The organism is Azospirillum melinis, assembly GCF_013340935.1.
Taxonomy (GTDB): domain Bacteria; phylum Pseudomonadota; class Alphaproteobacteria; order Azospirillales; family Azospirillaceae; genus Azospirillum; species Azospirillum melinis.
In genome coordinates this window covers 28,744-43,339 of sequence record NZ_WHOS01000061.1, presented here as the reverse complement: position 1 = coordinate 43,339, position 14,596 = coordinate 28,744, and the positions used below count along the sequence as shown (strand labels likewise).

The 14,596-nt window shown below is 67.4% G+C and carries 13 protein-coding genes; 3 read left to right on the top strand and 10 right to left on the bottom strand.

Annotated features, from left to right (window positions below; translation table 11 throughout):
* Window positions 1-323 precede the first annotated feature (323 nt).
* Window positions 324-2,849, top strand: a complete 2,526-nt coding sequence (locus GBZ48_RS29510; protein WP_246307546.1) for a penicillin acylase family protein — start codon at window positions 324-326, stop codon at window positions 2,847-2,849.
* On the top strand, window positions 2,846-4,060 hold the full coding sequence (locus GBZ48_RS29505) for a threonine ammonia-lyase (RefSeq protein ID WP_174474272.1): 1,215 nt from the start codon (window positions 2,846-2,848) through the stop codon (window positions 4,058-4,060). Before GBZ48_RS29510 ends, GBZ48_RS29505 begins: the two co-directional genes overlap by 4 nt.
* A gap of 12 nt (window positions 4,061-4,072) precedes the next feature.
* Here GBZ48_RS29505 and GBZ48_RS29500 read toward each other — a convergent pair whose 3' ends face one another.
* The 8 genes from GBZ48_RS29500 to GBZ48_RS29470 all read right to left on the bottom strand — a co-directional run bounded on the left by GBZ48_RS29500 (window position 4,073) and on the right by GBZ48_RS29470 (window position 10,511).
* The gene (locus GBZ48_RS29500; protein ID WP_174474271.1) at window positions 4,073-4,840 is read right to left on the bottom strand and encodes an ABC transporter ATP-binding protein; all 768 of its coding nucleotides are present in this window, start codon (window positions 4,838-4,840) and stop codon (window positions 4,073-4,075) included.
* Complete coding sequence (locus tag GBZ48_RS29495; RefSeq protein WP_174474270.1) at window positions 4,828-5,580, bottom strand: ABC transporter permease; 753 nt, start codon at window positions 5,578-5,580, stop codon at window positions 4,828-4,830. Before GBZ48_RS29495 ends, GBZ48_RS29500 begins: the two co-directional genes overlap by 13 nt.
* 31 nt (window positions 5,581-5,611) lie before the next feature.
* Complete coding sequence (locus tag GBZ48_RS29490) at window positions 5,612-6,649, bottom strand: ABC transporter substrate-binding protein (RefSeq protein ID WP_174474269.1); 1,038 nt, start codon at window positions 6,647-6,649, stop codon at window positions 5,612-5,614.
* Window positions 6,650-6,832: 183 nt separating this feature from the next.
* Complete coding sequence (locus GBZ48_RS36830; RefSeq protein ID WP_281362509.1) at window positions 6,833-6,961, bottom strand: hypothetical protein; 129 nt, start codon at window positions 6,959-6,961, stop codon at window positions 6,833-6,835.
* Between the two features lie 156 nt (window positions 6,962-7,117).
* Window positions 7,118-7,405 (bottom strand): DUF1330 domain-containing protein, encoded by a 288-nt coding sequence (locus GBZ48_RS29485; protein ID WP_174474268.1) that lies wholly within the window; start codon window positions 7,403-7,405, stop codon window positions 7,118-7,120.
* A gap of 112 nt (window positions 7,406-7,517) precedes the next feature.
* Complete coding sequence (locus tag GBZ48_RS29480; protein ID WP_174474267.1) at window positions 7,518-8,912, bottom strand: NAD(P)(+) transhydrogenase (Re/Si-specific) subunit beta; 1,395 nt, start codon at window positions 8,910-8,912, stop codon at window positions 7,518-7,520.
* Between the two features lie 4 nt (window positions 8,913-8,916).
* Window positions 8,917-9,336, bottom strand: a complete 420-nt coding sequence (locus GBZ48_RS29475) for an NAD(P) transhydrogenase subunit alpha part 2 (protein WP_174474266.1) — start codon at window positions 9,334-9,336, stop codon at window positions 8,917-8,919.
* A 26-nt stretch (window positions 9,337-9,362) separates the two neighbouring features.
* A complete protein-coding gene (locus GBZ48_RS29470) occupies window positions 9,363-10,511 on the bottom strand; it encodes a Re/Si-specific NAD(P)(+) transhydrogenase subunit alpha (protein ID WP_174474265.1) in 1,149 nt (382 codons plus the stop codon).
* A gap of 385 nt (window positions 10,512-10,896) precedes the next feature.
* Between GBZ48_RS29470 and GBZ48_RS29465 the strand changes: the two genes are divergently transcribed.
* The gene (locus GBZ48_RS29465; RefSeq protein ID WP_012973951.1) at window positions 10,897-11,145 is read left to right on the top strand and encodes a DUF2312 domain-containing protein; all 249 of its coding nucleotides are present in this window, start codon (window positions 10,897-10,899) and stop codon (window positions 11,143-11,145) included.
* A gap of 54 nt (window positions 11,146-11,199) precedes the next feature.
* Here the strand turns inward: GBZ48_RS29465 and GBZ48_RS29460 are convergent, their stop codons facing one another.
* Window positions 11,200-13,437, bottom strand: a complete 2,238-nt coding sequence (locus GBZ48_RS29460; RefSeq protein ID WP_174474264.1) for an anthranilate synthase — start codon at window positions 13,435-13,437, stop codon at window positions 11,200-11,202.
* 289 nt (window positions 13,438-13,726) lie between these two features.
* Entirely contained in the window at window positions 13,727-14,446 is a 720-nt protein-coding gene (phoU, locus tag GBZ48_RS29455) for a phosphate signaling complex protein PhoU (protein ID WP_174474263.1), read from the bottom strand.
* Window positions 14,447-14,596: the final 150 nt, after the last annotated feature.

Sequence of the window (14,596 nt, the reverse complement as noted above, 5' to 3'; positions counted from 1 at the left end):
CCTCTCTTTTGCTGGGGCGCGCTAGGTGTGTATACAGGCCGGGGGTGGTGAGGCTCCGGGTGGATAGGGTCGGGGGGGTTAGCCGGGCTGTTGGGGTGTTGGGGGGTAGGGGGCCCCTGGATGGGGCGCGCCCGGTTGTTGGTTCTGTAGGGGCGGGGGGGAATACCCTCCATAGGCCGGAGCGGCAGCCGGGCGCGCCCTATCCAGGTGCCCCTTACCCGCAAGCACCGCAACAGCCTGTCTATCCGCCCAGCGCTTATCCACCAGATGCTTATCCACCCGGCGCTTATCCGCCGGGAACCTATCCTCCCGCGGCCCATCCCATGGGTGCGCAGCCGCCCGGCCAGCCCTATCCCCAGCAGCAGCCGCCCTATGGCGTGCAGCCTCAACCGATGCCGCCGCCTCGCAACTCCCGGCGCCCACGCCTGCGCCTGCCGCGGGGACGTTGGGGCAAGGTCGCAGTTGTCGCCGGCGTGCTTGTGCTGCTGCCGCCGGCCGGTCTGCTCGGTGCCTATGTGTGGATGCGGGCCCAGCAGCCGCAGACCAGCGGCACGGTCGCCATTCCTGGCAACGGCGCGCCGGCCGAGGTCGTGCGGGACAAGCAAGGTGTGGTCCATATCTTCGCCGCGACCGAGCGAGACGCCTACCGCGCGCTGGGCTATGCCCACGCCCAGGACCGCCTGTGGCAGATGGAGACGATGCGCCGGGCCGGGGCCGGCCGGCTGGCCGAACTGATCGGCACCAAATACGGCGACTTCGCGCTCCGCACTGACCGGCTCATGCGCACGCTGGGCGTCCGCCGCGCGGCGGAGGCGATGGCCGCCACCCTGTCGCCCGAAGCCCGCACCGCATTCGAAGCCTATGCCGAGGGCGTGAACGGCTATCTCGCCACCCGGTCGGAGGGGTTGCCGGTCGAATTCCAGCTTCTGCGTCACACCCCGGAGCCCTGGACCGTCGCCGACAGTCTGGTCTGGGCCAAGCTGATGGCATTGCAACTGTCGGCCAACTACCGCGACGAGCTGTTCCGCTCCCGCGTTCTGGAACGGCTGTCGCCGCAACAGGTCGACGATCTGTTTCCGTCGGACGTTCCCGGGTCTCCCACCACGTTGGCCAGTGACCTGCGCGGCATGGATCTGCGGGAAACGGTGCGCCGCACCCTGACAGCCTTGCCGCAGATGGGCTTCGACACCGCGTCGAACGAATGGGTCCTGACCGGCGCCCGCACCACGACCGGCAAGCCGATCCTCGCCAACGATCCGCATCTGGGGCTGGAAGCGCCGATTCTCTGGTATCTCGCCCGCATCGTCACACCGGACTTCACCGTCACCGGCGCCACCGTGCCGGGCGTGCCGCTGACCATCCTCGGCCACAACGGCAAGGTCGCCTGGGGCTTCACCACCACCCACAGCGACACCCAGGACCTGTTCGTCGAAAAGCCCGACCCGCAGGACCCGGCGCGCTACCTGACACCCGACGGCAGCCAGCCCTTCGAAACGCGTGCCGAGACCATCGGCATCGCCGGCGAGGCGTCGCAGACGCTGACCGTTCGAACCACGCGCCATGGCCCCGTCATCTCCGATCTGGACGCCCCGTCCATCGACGGCAAGGCGCCCGGTCCGGTGCTGGCGCTGTCCTTCCCGGGCCTTGCCGACGACGACACCAGTGCGGAGGCTCTCTACCGCCTGAACCATGCCGGATCGGCGGAGGGCGCGCGCGACGCGCTGCGCCTGCATGTCGCCCCGCAGCAGAACGTCGTCTATGCCGATGTGAGCGGAGAGGTCGGATTCATCACCCCCGGCCGGGTGCCGATCCGCCGCAAGGGCGATGGACGCGTGCCGGTTCCCGGTTGGACCGGCGAGTATGACTGGACCGGCTTCCTGCCTTATTACGCCCTGCCGCAGGCGGTGAACCCGCCGACCGGGCAGTTCGTCAACGCCAACAACGCGGTGGTCGGGCGCGACTATCCCTATCGCCTCGCCACCGAATGGCCGGATCCCTCGCGCGCCAAACGCATCGTCGAGATGCTGGGCAACGGGCGCCATTCGGTCGAGGATGTGGCCCGCCAGCAGATGGACATCGTCTCCCTGCCCGGCCGCGATTTCCTGCCGGAGCTGCTGAAGTACCCGACGCCGCCCGGCCTCGCGAGCGATGCGGCGGCCCTGTTGCGCGGCTGGGACGGCCGGATCGACCGCAACCGGCCCGAACCGCTGATCTTCGACATGTGGCTGCGGGAACTTGTCCGCGCGGTCTTCGCCGACGAGTTGGGCGCCGACTTCGCCTCCTACTGGGATTTGCGGCCGGAAGCGTTGCGCAATGTCCTGAACAACCGGCCGGAATGGTGCGACGACATCACCACGCCGCAGAAGGAAAGCTGCGCCGACATGACCGGACGCTCCCTGGAAACGGCGGTCAAGGCGCTGGCCGAGCGTCATGGGTCCAGCATGAAGAGCTGGCGCTGGGGCGATGACCACACCGTCGCGCTGGTCCACCGCATGCTGAGCCGCGTGCCGCTGATCGGCGGCAAGGCCGATCTGTCGGTAGAGACCGACGGCGATTTCTTCACCGTCAACCGCGGATCGACCACCATCCGCGACCCCGGAAATCCGTTCCGCCATGTCCAGGGCGCTGGCTTCCGCGCGGTCTACGATCTGGCCGACCTCGACAATTCCCGGTTCGTGATCGCCACCGGCCAGTCCGGCAACATCTGGTCCCGCCATTGGGGCGATCTCGTCACCCTGTGGCGCGATGGCGGTTCGTTGCGTATGGCCGGCGACCGTGGCACGCTGGTCTCGGCAGGGGCGGAGGTGCTGACACTCACACCACGCAACACCGGGACAAACACGAAATGACCATAACGCTGGAGGACGTGCGCGCCGCGGCGGCGCGCATCGCGGGACACCTGCCCCGAACGCCCACGGTTCCGGCTCCCCGCCTGGGGGACATGGCGGATTGCCGGATGCATGTGAAGCTGGAGAACCAGCACGCCACCAGCTCCTTCAAGGAGCGGGGCGCGCTGAACAAGCTGCTGTCGCTGGGCGAGGCGGAGCGCCGCGCCGGCGTCATCGCCATGTCCGCCGGCAACCACGCCCAGGCGGTGGCCTGCCATGCCACGCGGCTGGGCATCCGCTCCACCATCGTCATGCCCGCCTTCACGCCGTTCACCAAGGTGGAGCGGACCGAGAATCTGGGCGCCACCGTCGAACTGCATGGCGAGACGCTGAGCGAGGCCGCCGCCTTCGCCCATGAGCTGGCGGCGCGTGACGGGCTGACCTTCGTCCATCCCTATGACGACCCGCTGGTGGCCGCCGGCCAGGGCACCGCGGCGCTGGAACTGCTGGAGGATGTGCCGGACCTCGACGTGCTGGTGGTGCCCATCGGCGGCGGCGGTCTGATTTCCGGCATGGCGACGGCCGCCAAGGCACTGCGCCCGGATCTGGAGATCGTCGGGGTGCAGTGCAGCCTCTACCCGGCGGTGCGTCAGGCGCTGGCCGGCCAGCCGATCACCTGCGGCGGTGCGACCGTGGCGGAAGGCATCGCGGTCAAGGCGCCTGGCGCCCTGACCCTGCCGATCATCCGCGCCATGGTCGACGATGTGGTGGAGGTGGGAGAGGCCCGGCTGGAGGAAGCGGTCTACCGCCTCGCCACCGTGCAGAAGCTGGTCGCCGAGGGCGCCGGGGCGGCGGCGTTGGCCGCGGTTCTGGACGATCCGCAGCGCTACCGCGGCCGCAAGGTCGGGATCGTTCTGTCGGGCGGCAACATCGACTCCCGCATCATGGCGCAGGTGCTGATGCGCGGGCTGGTCTATGAGGGCCGCATCGTCCGCCTGCGCATCAGCATCACCGACGCGCCCGGCGCGCTCGCCCGCGTCACCCGCCTGCTGGGCGAGGCCGGTGCCAACATCGTCGAGGTTCACCACCAGCGCCTGTTCCACAACGTGCCGGTCAAGATGGCGGAGGTGGATGTGGTGCTGGAAACCCGCAACCAGACCCATGTCGATGCGCTGATCGCCAGGATGAAGGACGCCGGCTACCCGACCAGCCTGATGATGGAGGTGGGGTAAGCCCCCACCCCGTCAGATGCTGTAATTGTCCGCGATCTCGGAGCGCAGCTGCTCCACCTGATCGCGGAACACCGCCCCATCCCGGCCGGCACTGTTGCGAACGTCGCGCACCACGCGGGCCGGGGTGCCGCCCAGCACGATGATGCGGTCGGCCAGATGAACCGCTTCTTCCAGGTCGTGGGTGACGAACAGAACCGTCTTGCCCGTCTCCTGGTGGATGCGGCGAAGCTCGTCCTGAAGATTGTGGCGGGTGATGGCGTCGAGCGCGCCGAAAGGCTCATCCATCAACAGGATGTCCGGGTCGACCGCCATGGCGCGGGCGATGCCGATGCGCTGGCGCTGGCCGCCCGACAGCTCGTAGGGCCAGCGGCGGGCATAGCCGTCGAGCCGCACGAGCTTCAGCGCGGCTTCCGCCCGGTGGCGGCGCTCGTCGCGGCTGACCGGCAGGCCCTCCAGCCCGAACTCCACATTGCGGATCACCCGGCGCCAGGGCAGCAGACGCGAGTCCTGGAACACCAGCCCGACCGGGCGATGGCCGGGCCGCTGGTCCTGATGGATGGTGACGCCGCCGCTGCGTGCGGTGTGCAGCCCGGCGACGACGCGCAGCAGGGTCGACTTGCCGACGCCGGACGGGCCGACGATGGCGACGAAGCTGCCACGCTCGACCGACAGGTTGACGTCGACCAGAACCGGCGGCGCGTCTTTGCCATAGCCGATGGACACGTCCTCAAGGTCGATGACCGACGCGGATGCGGTCTTGGAAAGGGTCACCGCTGCCATGAGAGCACCCGCGACTGAACTTGCATGAACAGGAAATCCGATACGCCGTAGAGCAGCGCGATGGTGACCATGTAGAGCACGACAATGTGGGTCGCCAGCAGGCCCGACGCCTCCATCATCCGCATGCCGAGGCCGGAGATGCCGAACAGCTCGGCCGCGACCACGGTCATCCAGCCCTGCCCCAACCCGGCGCGCAGACCCGACAGGATGCCCGGCAGGGCGCCCGGCAGGATGATCTTGAACAGGCGCGGGATCAGCCCGCCCTGGCCGAAGGCATAGCCAAGCTCGATCAGATCCTTATCGACCCCGCGCACCGCGGCGTAGCTGGCGTAGTAGTTGATCCAGAACACCGTCAGCGCGATCAGGAAGGATGCCGCACCCTCGCTGACGCCGAACCAGATGATGGCGAAGGGGATCCAGGCGATGGCCGGAATCGGACGCAGCATGCGCACGACCCAGGCCTGGAAGGCGTCCCACTTGCCCCACAGCGCGGCGGCCGTGCCGAACGACACGCCAAGGAAGGTGCCCAGAGACAGCCCGACCAGATAGTGCGACAGGCTGGCCAGCACCATCGCCTGCCAGGTGCCGCTGTTGAACTCTGTCAGGAAGGCGGTGGGCACCGCGCTCGGCGACGGCAACAGCCGGGCCGGCACGACGCCGCTGCGCGCCACCGCTTCCCATGCCAGCAGGAAGACGATGACGCCCAGCGCCGACAGGGCGATCTTGTTGTAGGTCTTCATCGGCTTGTCGATGTCCCCAGGCCCGGCCGGCTTACTTCGCGGCGTCGTAGAAGCTGAAGTCGAAGGCCTCGGCCACCGGAATGGTCTCGCTGGCCGAGCCGATCTCCTTGGTGAAAGCCATCATCTTCTCCACCGCCGGCACCACCGAATGCGGATCGGCGACGAACTTCGACCCCGGCCCCTTGAAGGCGGCCTCCAGCGTCGCCGGCTCCATCAGGCCCTTGCCGAGATAGTTGTTCACGATCTTGGCGGAACCGGCCGGGTCCTTGGCGATCAGGTCGACTGCTCGGATGTGGGCCTTGACCAGCGCCTTGATGGCATCGGGGTTCTTCTTCAACACCTCGGCACGGGCGGAAACCACAGTGCCGGGCTGGTCCGGGAACATCTGGGCACCGGTGGCGACCAGAACGACGTTCGGGTCCATCTGCTGGGTGACGGTCACCGTCGGCTCGCGGATGGTGGCGGCGTCGAGCGCGCCGGCCAGCAGGGCCTGCTGCGTCTTCTCGATGCCCATCGGCACCAGTTCGACATCGGCCGGATCGACCTTCACCACCTTGAACAGCCAATGCTTCAACACGGTGTCGGGAACCGAGCCCGGCGGCTGGGTGCCGATCTTCGGCTTGCGGCCGGTGTCGGCTGCGAATTTCTTGAAGGACTCCGCGGTCGGCGTGGTGCCCACCGCCTTGGCGAAGGGGCCGCGGGCGGCGACCACCATCTCCTCCACCGCCGAATTGGCGATGACCGAGATGTCGGCACCCTTGGTGCGGGCGACCAACACGGGGGCGACGCCGGCATAGAGCAGGTCGATCTGGCCAGCGGCCATCGCCTGGATCGCGTGCGGACCGGATTCGAAACGGGTTAGCTTCAGCGCGATCCCGGCCTCCTTGGCCCAACCCTGACCGTCGACAATGAACAGCGGGGATGCCGCCAGAATCGGGATATAGCCGATTTCCAGCTTCACCGGGTCGGCGGCGTGCGCGGTGCCCGGCATCATGGCAGCGGTCGAGGCGGCAGCCGACGCGAGGGCGACCAGGGCGGCAAGGGTGGAGCGACGGGTCAAGCGGAGCATCGGATCGTCCTCGGCTAAGGTTCCGACGCTATTTAGCACGGTTGCCCATATGGGGAAGAGAGATTTTCACATAACAGGGAAAGGGAATTGGCGATTTAACGATGTATTTTCGTGTTATCCTTAGACCGAAGCCGCCTGGAACCGCGGAAAATGTGGGTTCGGCGCGGCACTGGCGGTTCGGCTTCAGGTCTCGGTCAGCAGGTAGAGCGACACGCCGCAGAGCGAGATTCCCACCATCAGGATCGCCATGGCGATGCGTGTCCAGAGCGTGATGTGCGAATCGATCGGGTCGGAGAGATCGTCGTCATCCATGGTCGGGTTCCGTCACTGTGGGGGAGCCGGCGGCAAGCAGACCGCCGGCTTTCGGTGACGGTAAGCGTTAGCGGTGCCGTGTTGCGGCGATGTGTCCAGCGGACGGTCCTGTGTAACGCTTGGTAACCGCTTCCCTTGATGGTTACAGGCTGGGCGTCACAGGCCCTCCACCACGATCATCTTGAAATCGGCGGCATCGCGCCGGGCCTCTCGGGCCTTGCGGTATTCCGGGCTGTCGTAGAAGGCCTTGGCAGCCGCCACGTCCGGGAATTCGAGGATGACGATGCGGTTGGGCTGCCATTCGCCTTCCAGCACCGCCGTCTCGCCGCCACGGCTGAGGAAGCGTCCGCCATTCTTGGCAATCGCGTCGGGGGTCAGCGATTTGTAGACCTCATAGGCGACCGGGTCGGTCACGCGCACGTCGGCGATGATGTAGGCGGTCATGGCTCCGCATCCTCTCTTGTCGTTCTCGGCCCAAAAGAAACGGGCGCGGGAAGCCTCGCCTCCCGCGCCCGGTTCGGTCAACTGCCCCGTAAAAGCCGGCCGGGAAAGCCGGTCAGGCTTCCATCGCCTTGACGACCTCTTCGGTGACCTTCTTGGCGTCGCCGAACAGCATCATGGTGTTGGGGCGGAAGAACAGCTCGTTCTCGACACCGGCGTAACCGGCGGCCATGCCGCGCTTGATGAAGAACACCGTCTTGGCCTTCTCCACGTCCAGGATCGGCATTCCGTAGATGGCGCTCGACGGGTCGGTCTTGGCCGCCGGGTTGGTCACGTCGTTGGCGCCGATGACGAAGGCCACATCCGCCGTGCCGAAGTCGCGGTTGATGTCCTCCAGCTCGAACACCTCGTCGTACGGCACGTTGGCTTCGGCCAGCAGCACGTTCATGTGACCGGGCATGCGGCCCGCCACCGGATGGATGGCGTACTTCACATCCACGCCTTCATGCTTCAGCACATCGGCCATCTCACGCAGGGCGTGCTGCGCCTGCGCCACCGCCATGCCATAGCCGGGGACGATGATGACCGATTGGGCGTTCTTCATGATGTAGGCGGCATCCTCCGCCGAGCCGGCCTTGACCGAGCCCTGCGGGCCCTTGGCGGGGCCGCCGGCCGCGGCACTCTCGCCGCCGAAGCCACCGAGGATGACGTTGAAGATCGAGCGGTTCATGCCCTTGCACATGATGTAGGACAGGATCGCGCCCGAGGAACCCACCAGAGCACCGGTGATGATCAGCAGGTTGTTCTGCAGCGTGAAGCCGATGCCGCAGGCCGCCCAGCCCGAGTAGCTGTTCAGCATCGAGATGACGACCGGCATGTCGGCGCCGCCGATCGGCAGGATCAGCAGGAAGCCCAGCGCCAGCGCCACGACGACGATCAGCCACATCGCGACATCGGCGTTCGACTGCACCAGCCAGATGATCAGGATGACGGTCAGCACGCCGAGCGCCGCGTTCAGCGGATGCTGCATCGGGAAGACCAGCGGCTTGCCGGTGACTAGGCCCTGGAGCTTGGCGAAGGCGACGATGGAGCCGGTGAAGGTGATCGCACCGACCGCGGTGCCCAGCGCCATCTCGATCAGCGAGCCCTTGGCGATGGCACCGCGGAGGCCAATGCCGTAGGCCTCCGGCGAGTAGAAGGCGGCGAGCGCCACGAAGACGGCGGCGAGACCGACCAGCGAGTGGAAGGCGGCGACGAGCTGCGGCAGCGCCGTCATCTCGATCTTCTTGGCCACCACATAGCCGATGGCGCCGCCGATGGCGATGCCGAGCACGATCATCCAGTAGGACTGGACGATGGGCGAAGCCAGCGTGGTCAGAATGGCGATGGTCATGCCGACCATGCCGTAGATGTTGCCCTGGCGCGAGGTCTCCGGGCTGGAGAGCCCGCGCAGCGCCATGATGAAGCAGATGGAGGCGACGAGGTAGAGAAGGGCGGACAAGGTTTCCATGGTCTTACTTGCCCTTCTTCTTGAACATGGAGAGCATGCGCTGGGTCACGAGGAAGCCGCCGAAGATGTTGACGGACGCCAGGATGACGGCAAGGAAGCCGAGGGCCTTGGAGAAGCCGAATCCGGCCGGACCGGCGGCGACGAGGGCGCCGACGATGATGACCGACGACACGGCGTTGGTGACGGCCATCAGCGGCGAATGCAGGGCCGGGGTGACGCGCCAGACGACGTAATAGCCGACGAAGCAGGCCAGAACGAGCACCGTCAGGCCAGTGACGAAGAAGCTGCCATGACCGCCGGCGGCCTCCGCTGCGGGCTGCGCGGCGTGCGCGACCTGGGCGGCCAGCTGGTCGGCCTGCTGGCCGAGCGCCGCGAGGTTCGCCTTGAGCTCGGCAATACGGGCGGACAGTTGGGTCTGATCCATTGCGGTAAGTCTCCTCGGGCGCCCGGTCAGCCGGCGAAGGCGGGGTGAACGACGGCGCCGTCGCGGGTCAGCGCGATGGCCTTGACGATCTCGTCGTCCCAGTTGACGGCCACGCCGGTGTCTTTCCCGTGCAGCGACGTCAGCAGCGCCAGCAGGTTCTTGGCGTACAAGAGCGAGGCGCTCTCGGCGATGCGGCTGGCGTAGTTGGCATGGCCGACGATCTTCACGCCGTTGGCCGTGGTCACCACCTCGCCCAGCTTGGCGCCCTCGACGTTGCCGCCCTGCTCCACCGCCAGATCGACGATCACCGAGCCCGGCTTCATCGACGCCACATGCTCCGCCGTCACCAGGATCGGCGCCTTGCGGCCGGGGATCAGCGCCGTGGTGATGACGAGGTCCTGCTTCTTGATGTGCTCGGCGACCAGGGCTGCCTGCTGGCGCTTGTAGTCGTCGGACATCTCCTTGGCGTAGCCGCCGGCGGTCTCGGCCTGCTTGAACTCGTCGTTCTCGACGGCGACGAAGCTGCCGCCCAGCGACTGCACCTGCTCCTTCACCGCCGGGCGCACATCGGTGGCCGAGACGATGGCGCCGAGGCGCTTGGCGGTGGCGATGGCCTGGAGGCCGGCGACGCCGACGCCCATGATGAAGGCACGGGCCGGCGGCACGGTGCCGGCGGCGGTCATCATCATCGGGAAGGCGCGGCCATATTCCGAGGCGGCATCGACGACAGCCTTGTAGCCGGCGAGGTTGGCCTGGGAGGACAGCACGTCCATGACCTGGGCGCGGGTGATGCGCGGCATGAACTCCATGGCGAAGGCGTTCACGCCGGCATCGGCGTAGGCCTTCACATGGTCGCGGCTGTTGTAGGGATTGAGGATGGCGAACAGCAGCGCACCCTTGCGGATCAGCGCCAGTTCGTCGACGTCCCCTTCGCCAGCGATGAGCGGACGCTGCACCTTCAGCACGATGTCGGCATCGGCCAGCGCCAAAGCCTGGTCGGCGGCGATGGCGGCCCCCGCCGCCTCATAGGCTGCGTCGGTGATGCTGGAACCGAGGCCGGCCCCGCTCTCCACCACCACGTCCAGTCCCAACCCCTTCAGTTTCTTCACCGTTTCCGGTGAGGCGGCCACGCGAAGTTCGCCCGCACGTCGCTCCTTTGGAATGGCGACTTTCATTAGATAAAACTCCCCTGCCTCAAATACGCCGATCCCGGCATCCCCCATGGGTTATCGGCACAGACGACGCGCATACATGCCGGATCCATGTGACTTTGTGAAGCCGAACCCACCGATGGTAATACCAGCCTATTGGGTGCGCCGCAACAAAGGGAATGGCTGCGTAGGCCTATCGTACGATTGTTTCATACAAACAGACAAATCAGCCACGGCCTGTTCAAAATCCGGCGACGCCTCCGCTTGTACGAAGGAGTTGCCGCGACGCGATGACGCAGCCGTGCCCCTGCCGTGCGCCGACGCGGCGCATCGCCGGCTTGCCAATCCCCCCGCCCGCCGATATTGTCCCGCCCCGTTCACGAACACCCCCATCGTTTGAGGTTTTGCCATGTCCGACGTCGGCGGCATCGCGGCGGATCGCCTGAAGTCCTTTGTCGAGCGCATCGAGCGTCTCGAAGAGGAAAAGCGCGGTCTGCAGGAAGACATCAAGGAAGTCTACGCCGAGGCGAAGGGCACCGGTTTCGACACCAAGATCATCCGCCAGATCATTCGCCTGCGGAAGATGGACAAGGCCGACCGCCAGGAGCAGGAAGCCATCCTGGAACTCTACAAGGAAGCTCTGGGCATGGTGGAGTGACGGGCTTTCCGTCACTCTCCCGAGCTTACAGGATTTGCGGACGCGGCGGCCCTTTCAGGCCGCCGCTTCGCGTTCCGGCGCCTGGGCGGCACGCCCGGCCAGCGTCTCCATGACATTGGCGACCAACGCCAGCCCAGCCCCTCCATTGGCCCCGCCGGCGGCCCCATCCAGCGTCAGGATCGATTCGGGATGGAACTGCACGGCGGCCAGCGGCAGCGCTCGGTGCTCGATCGCCATCACCGTCCCATCCTCCGTCTCCGCCGTCACCCGCAGGTCCGGCGGCAGGCTGTCGCGCCGCGCCACCAGCGAATGGTACCGGCCGGCCCGCATCCCCTGCGGCAGCCCTTCGAAAAGCCCGTTCCCCTGGTGACGCAAGCTTGATGCCTTGCCATGCATCGGCTCCGGCAGGCGGTCCAGCGTCGCACCGAAATGCTCGACCATACCTTGCAGTCCCAGGCAGACGCCGAACACCGGCACGCCGAGATCGAGCGCCGCCTGCACGCTGCCACCGACATCGAAATCGGCCGGCCGCCCCGGTCCCGGCGACAGCACCAACAGGTCGGGCGGGTCGTTGCGCAGGGCGGCACGCGCATGGGTATGGCGCAGGGTCGTGACGCTGGCGCCGGTCTGGCGGAAATAGTCGGCCAGCGTGTGGACAAAGCTGTCGTCATGATCGACCAGCAACACCCGCCTGCCCTCCCCGCTCCGCCGGGCAGCGCTCTGAACCACCGACAGCCGCGGGCCTGCACCGCGCACCGCGTCGAGGAACGCCGACGCCTTCAGCCTGCACTCGGCGTCCTCGGCATCCGGATCGCTGTCGGAGAGCAGGGTGGCGCCGGCGCGGACGAAGGCAACCCCGTCCTTCATGCGGATGGTGCGCAGAGTCAGCCCGGTGTCCATCCCGCCGTCGAAGCCGATGCGTCCGAACGCCCCGCCGTACCAGCGGCGCGGCGAATGTTCGGTGTCCTCCAGGAACTGCATGGCCCAGCGCTTGGGCGCGCCGGTCACCGTCACTGCCCAAGTGTGAGTCAGGAAGGCGTCCAGCGCGTCGAATCCCTGGCACAGGCGTCCTTCCACATGATCGACAGTGTGGATCAGTCGGGAATACAGCTCGATCATCCGCCGGCCGATCACGCGGACGGAGCCGGGTTCGCACACCCGCGCCTTGTCGTTGCGGTCGACGTCGGTGCACATGGTCAGTTCCGCCGCATCCTTGGCCGAGTTCAGCAGCGTCAGGATCTGCGTCGCGTCGGTCAGCGCATTGCTTCCCCGTGCCACGGTACCGGAGATCGGGCAGGTTTCCACCCGCCCCTGGCCGACGCGCACATACATTTCCGGGCTGGCGGCGACCAGGAACTCGCCATCGCCAAGATTGATCAGCGCCTCGTAGGGGGCGGGGTTGGCGGTGCGCAGACGGCGGAAGATCGTGGCGGGGCTGTCGGCGCAGGGCTCGGCGAAGGTCTGGCCGGGAACGACCTCGAACAGGTCGCCACGGTTGAAGGCCTCCTTCGCCGCCCGCACCACCTGCTGATATTCGCCTGGAGCATGGTCGCACTCTGCAGCGGCGTTGGTATCGGGACGATAGCCGTGGACCCGCCCGCCACCCGCGATGCTCTCGGTCGAGACGCCGTCCACCGTGAACTCGTAGGCGAAGCGGCGCGCCACCCCGGCGGCATGGTCGACCACCAGCAGTCGGTCGGGCAGATACAGCACGAGGTCGCGCTGGTCATCCGGGCGCACCAACCGGCGTCGGATCGGTTCGAACTGGAAGGCGAGATCGTAGCCGAAAGCACCGTAGAGCCCCAGGAACGGCTCGTCCGGGCAGGCGAACAGTGCCATCAGCGCCCGCAGCACGCTGAAAACGGAAGGCTGGCGGCTGCGCTCCTCCTCGGCGAAGACCCCGGCCGGACGGCGCACCAGGGCGGTGACCCGGCCGGCGGTGACCTCCAGCCCGACAAGCGCCTCATGGCCGTCCAGCGCGGCGGCCACGGCGGGCAGCAGCAGGCGTCCACGCGGGTTCAGCGCATCGATGCGCACGGTCCGGCCGCGGGCGGTCACCGACAGCGGTGGATCGACGAAGCCCAGCGCCTGACGCCGGTAGCGGCCGGGCGCCTCCACCCCGCCGGACAACAGCAGCCCGCGCCGCTCGTCGAGCGCGGTGACCAGCGCATCGACCGCCTCGGCCGGCACCACCGGCTCGCCAGTGCGGTGCAGACCGAGGCCACCGCCGGTCTTGGCCGCAAACGGATCGAGGAAGGCAGGATCGGCAAGGAACAGATGGGAGGGGATCATGACGGCGGTGCTCCGGTTCGGGCGTCTTTTCGGTGACGCCGCCCGGTGCTTCCGCCTGCCTGTCCGTTCTTCCGCTGGGTGACCCGCTGTGACGGGTCAGGAAAAAGGCCGCTCCGGATGCACCGGGCGGCCTTTTGTTCTCAATCCACGCTCACGCGCGTCGCCAGGCCGGCCCGTTGGAGACGGGCCACCACCAATGCTGCGACAGGAGGGGCGAGGACATGTTCATGGCGGCAACCGCAACACAGGACAGGGCCGCCTGTCAAGTGCTCCCTTCAAGCGTTCCCTGTTACGCCCGGTCCTGCGGCGGGGCGACGGCGTAGCTGCTGAGGTCCTCCTTGCGGCGCTCGTCCGACGGCAGGCGGCCCTTGACCAGGAAACTGATGTTCTCCGCCACGTTGGTGGCATGGTCGCCGATGCGCTCGATGGACTTGGCGGCGAACAGCAGGTGGGTGCAGCCGGTGATCTGCGCCGGCGTCTCCATCATGTAGGTCAGGAACTCGCGAAACAGCGCGGTGTAGGCGGCGTCGACCTCCCCGTCGCGGTCACGGACGGAGGTGGCAAGCTCCGGGTTCTGTTCGGTATAGGCGCGGCGCATGTCGCCGATCATCGCCTGCACCATCCGCCCCATGCGGACCAGCGAGGCAACCGGCGGAGCCACCGGCAGGGTCGACAGCGTGACCGCGCGCTTGGCGACCGATCCGGCGAAATCGCCCATGCGCTCCAGATTGGAGGCGATCTTCAACGCCGCGACGATCTCGCGCAGATCCTTCGCCATCGGCTGGCGCAAGGCCAGCAGGCGGACGGTCATCGCCTCCACCTCCGCCTCCAGCCGGTCGATCTCGGCATCGCCCTTCAGAACCTCACCGGCGATGTCGGCATCGGGACCGGCCAGCGAATCGAGCGCCAACCCGACCTGCCGCTCCACCAGTTCGCCCATGCGATCGATGGCGGTGCGCAGGGCCGCCAGTTCGGTGTCGAAAGCCGCAAGCGTGTGTCCACCCGACATGATCCCCAACTCCTTGTTCTCACTTGGCTGCGACCGGCGTTTCCGCGCCCGGCGCCCCGCAGATGGGGCCTGACGCCGTCCACGCCAAGCCGGCGCGGCACTGGATACGGCATTAACCTTTGGCATAGATTATTTCGGAACACTGGTCTA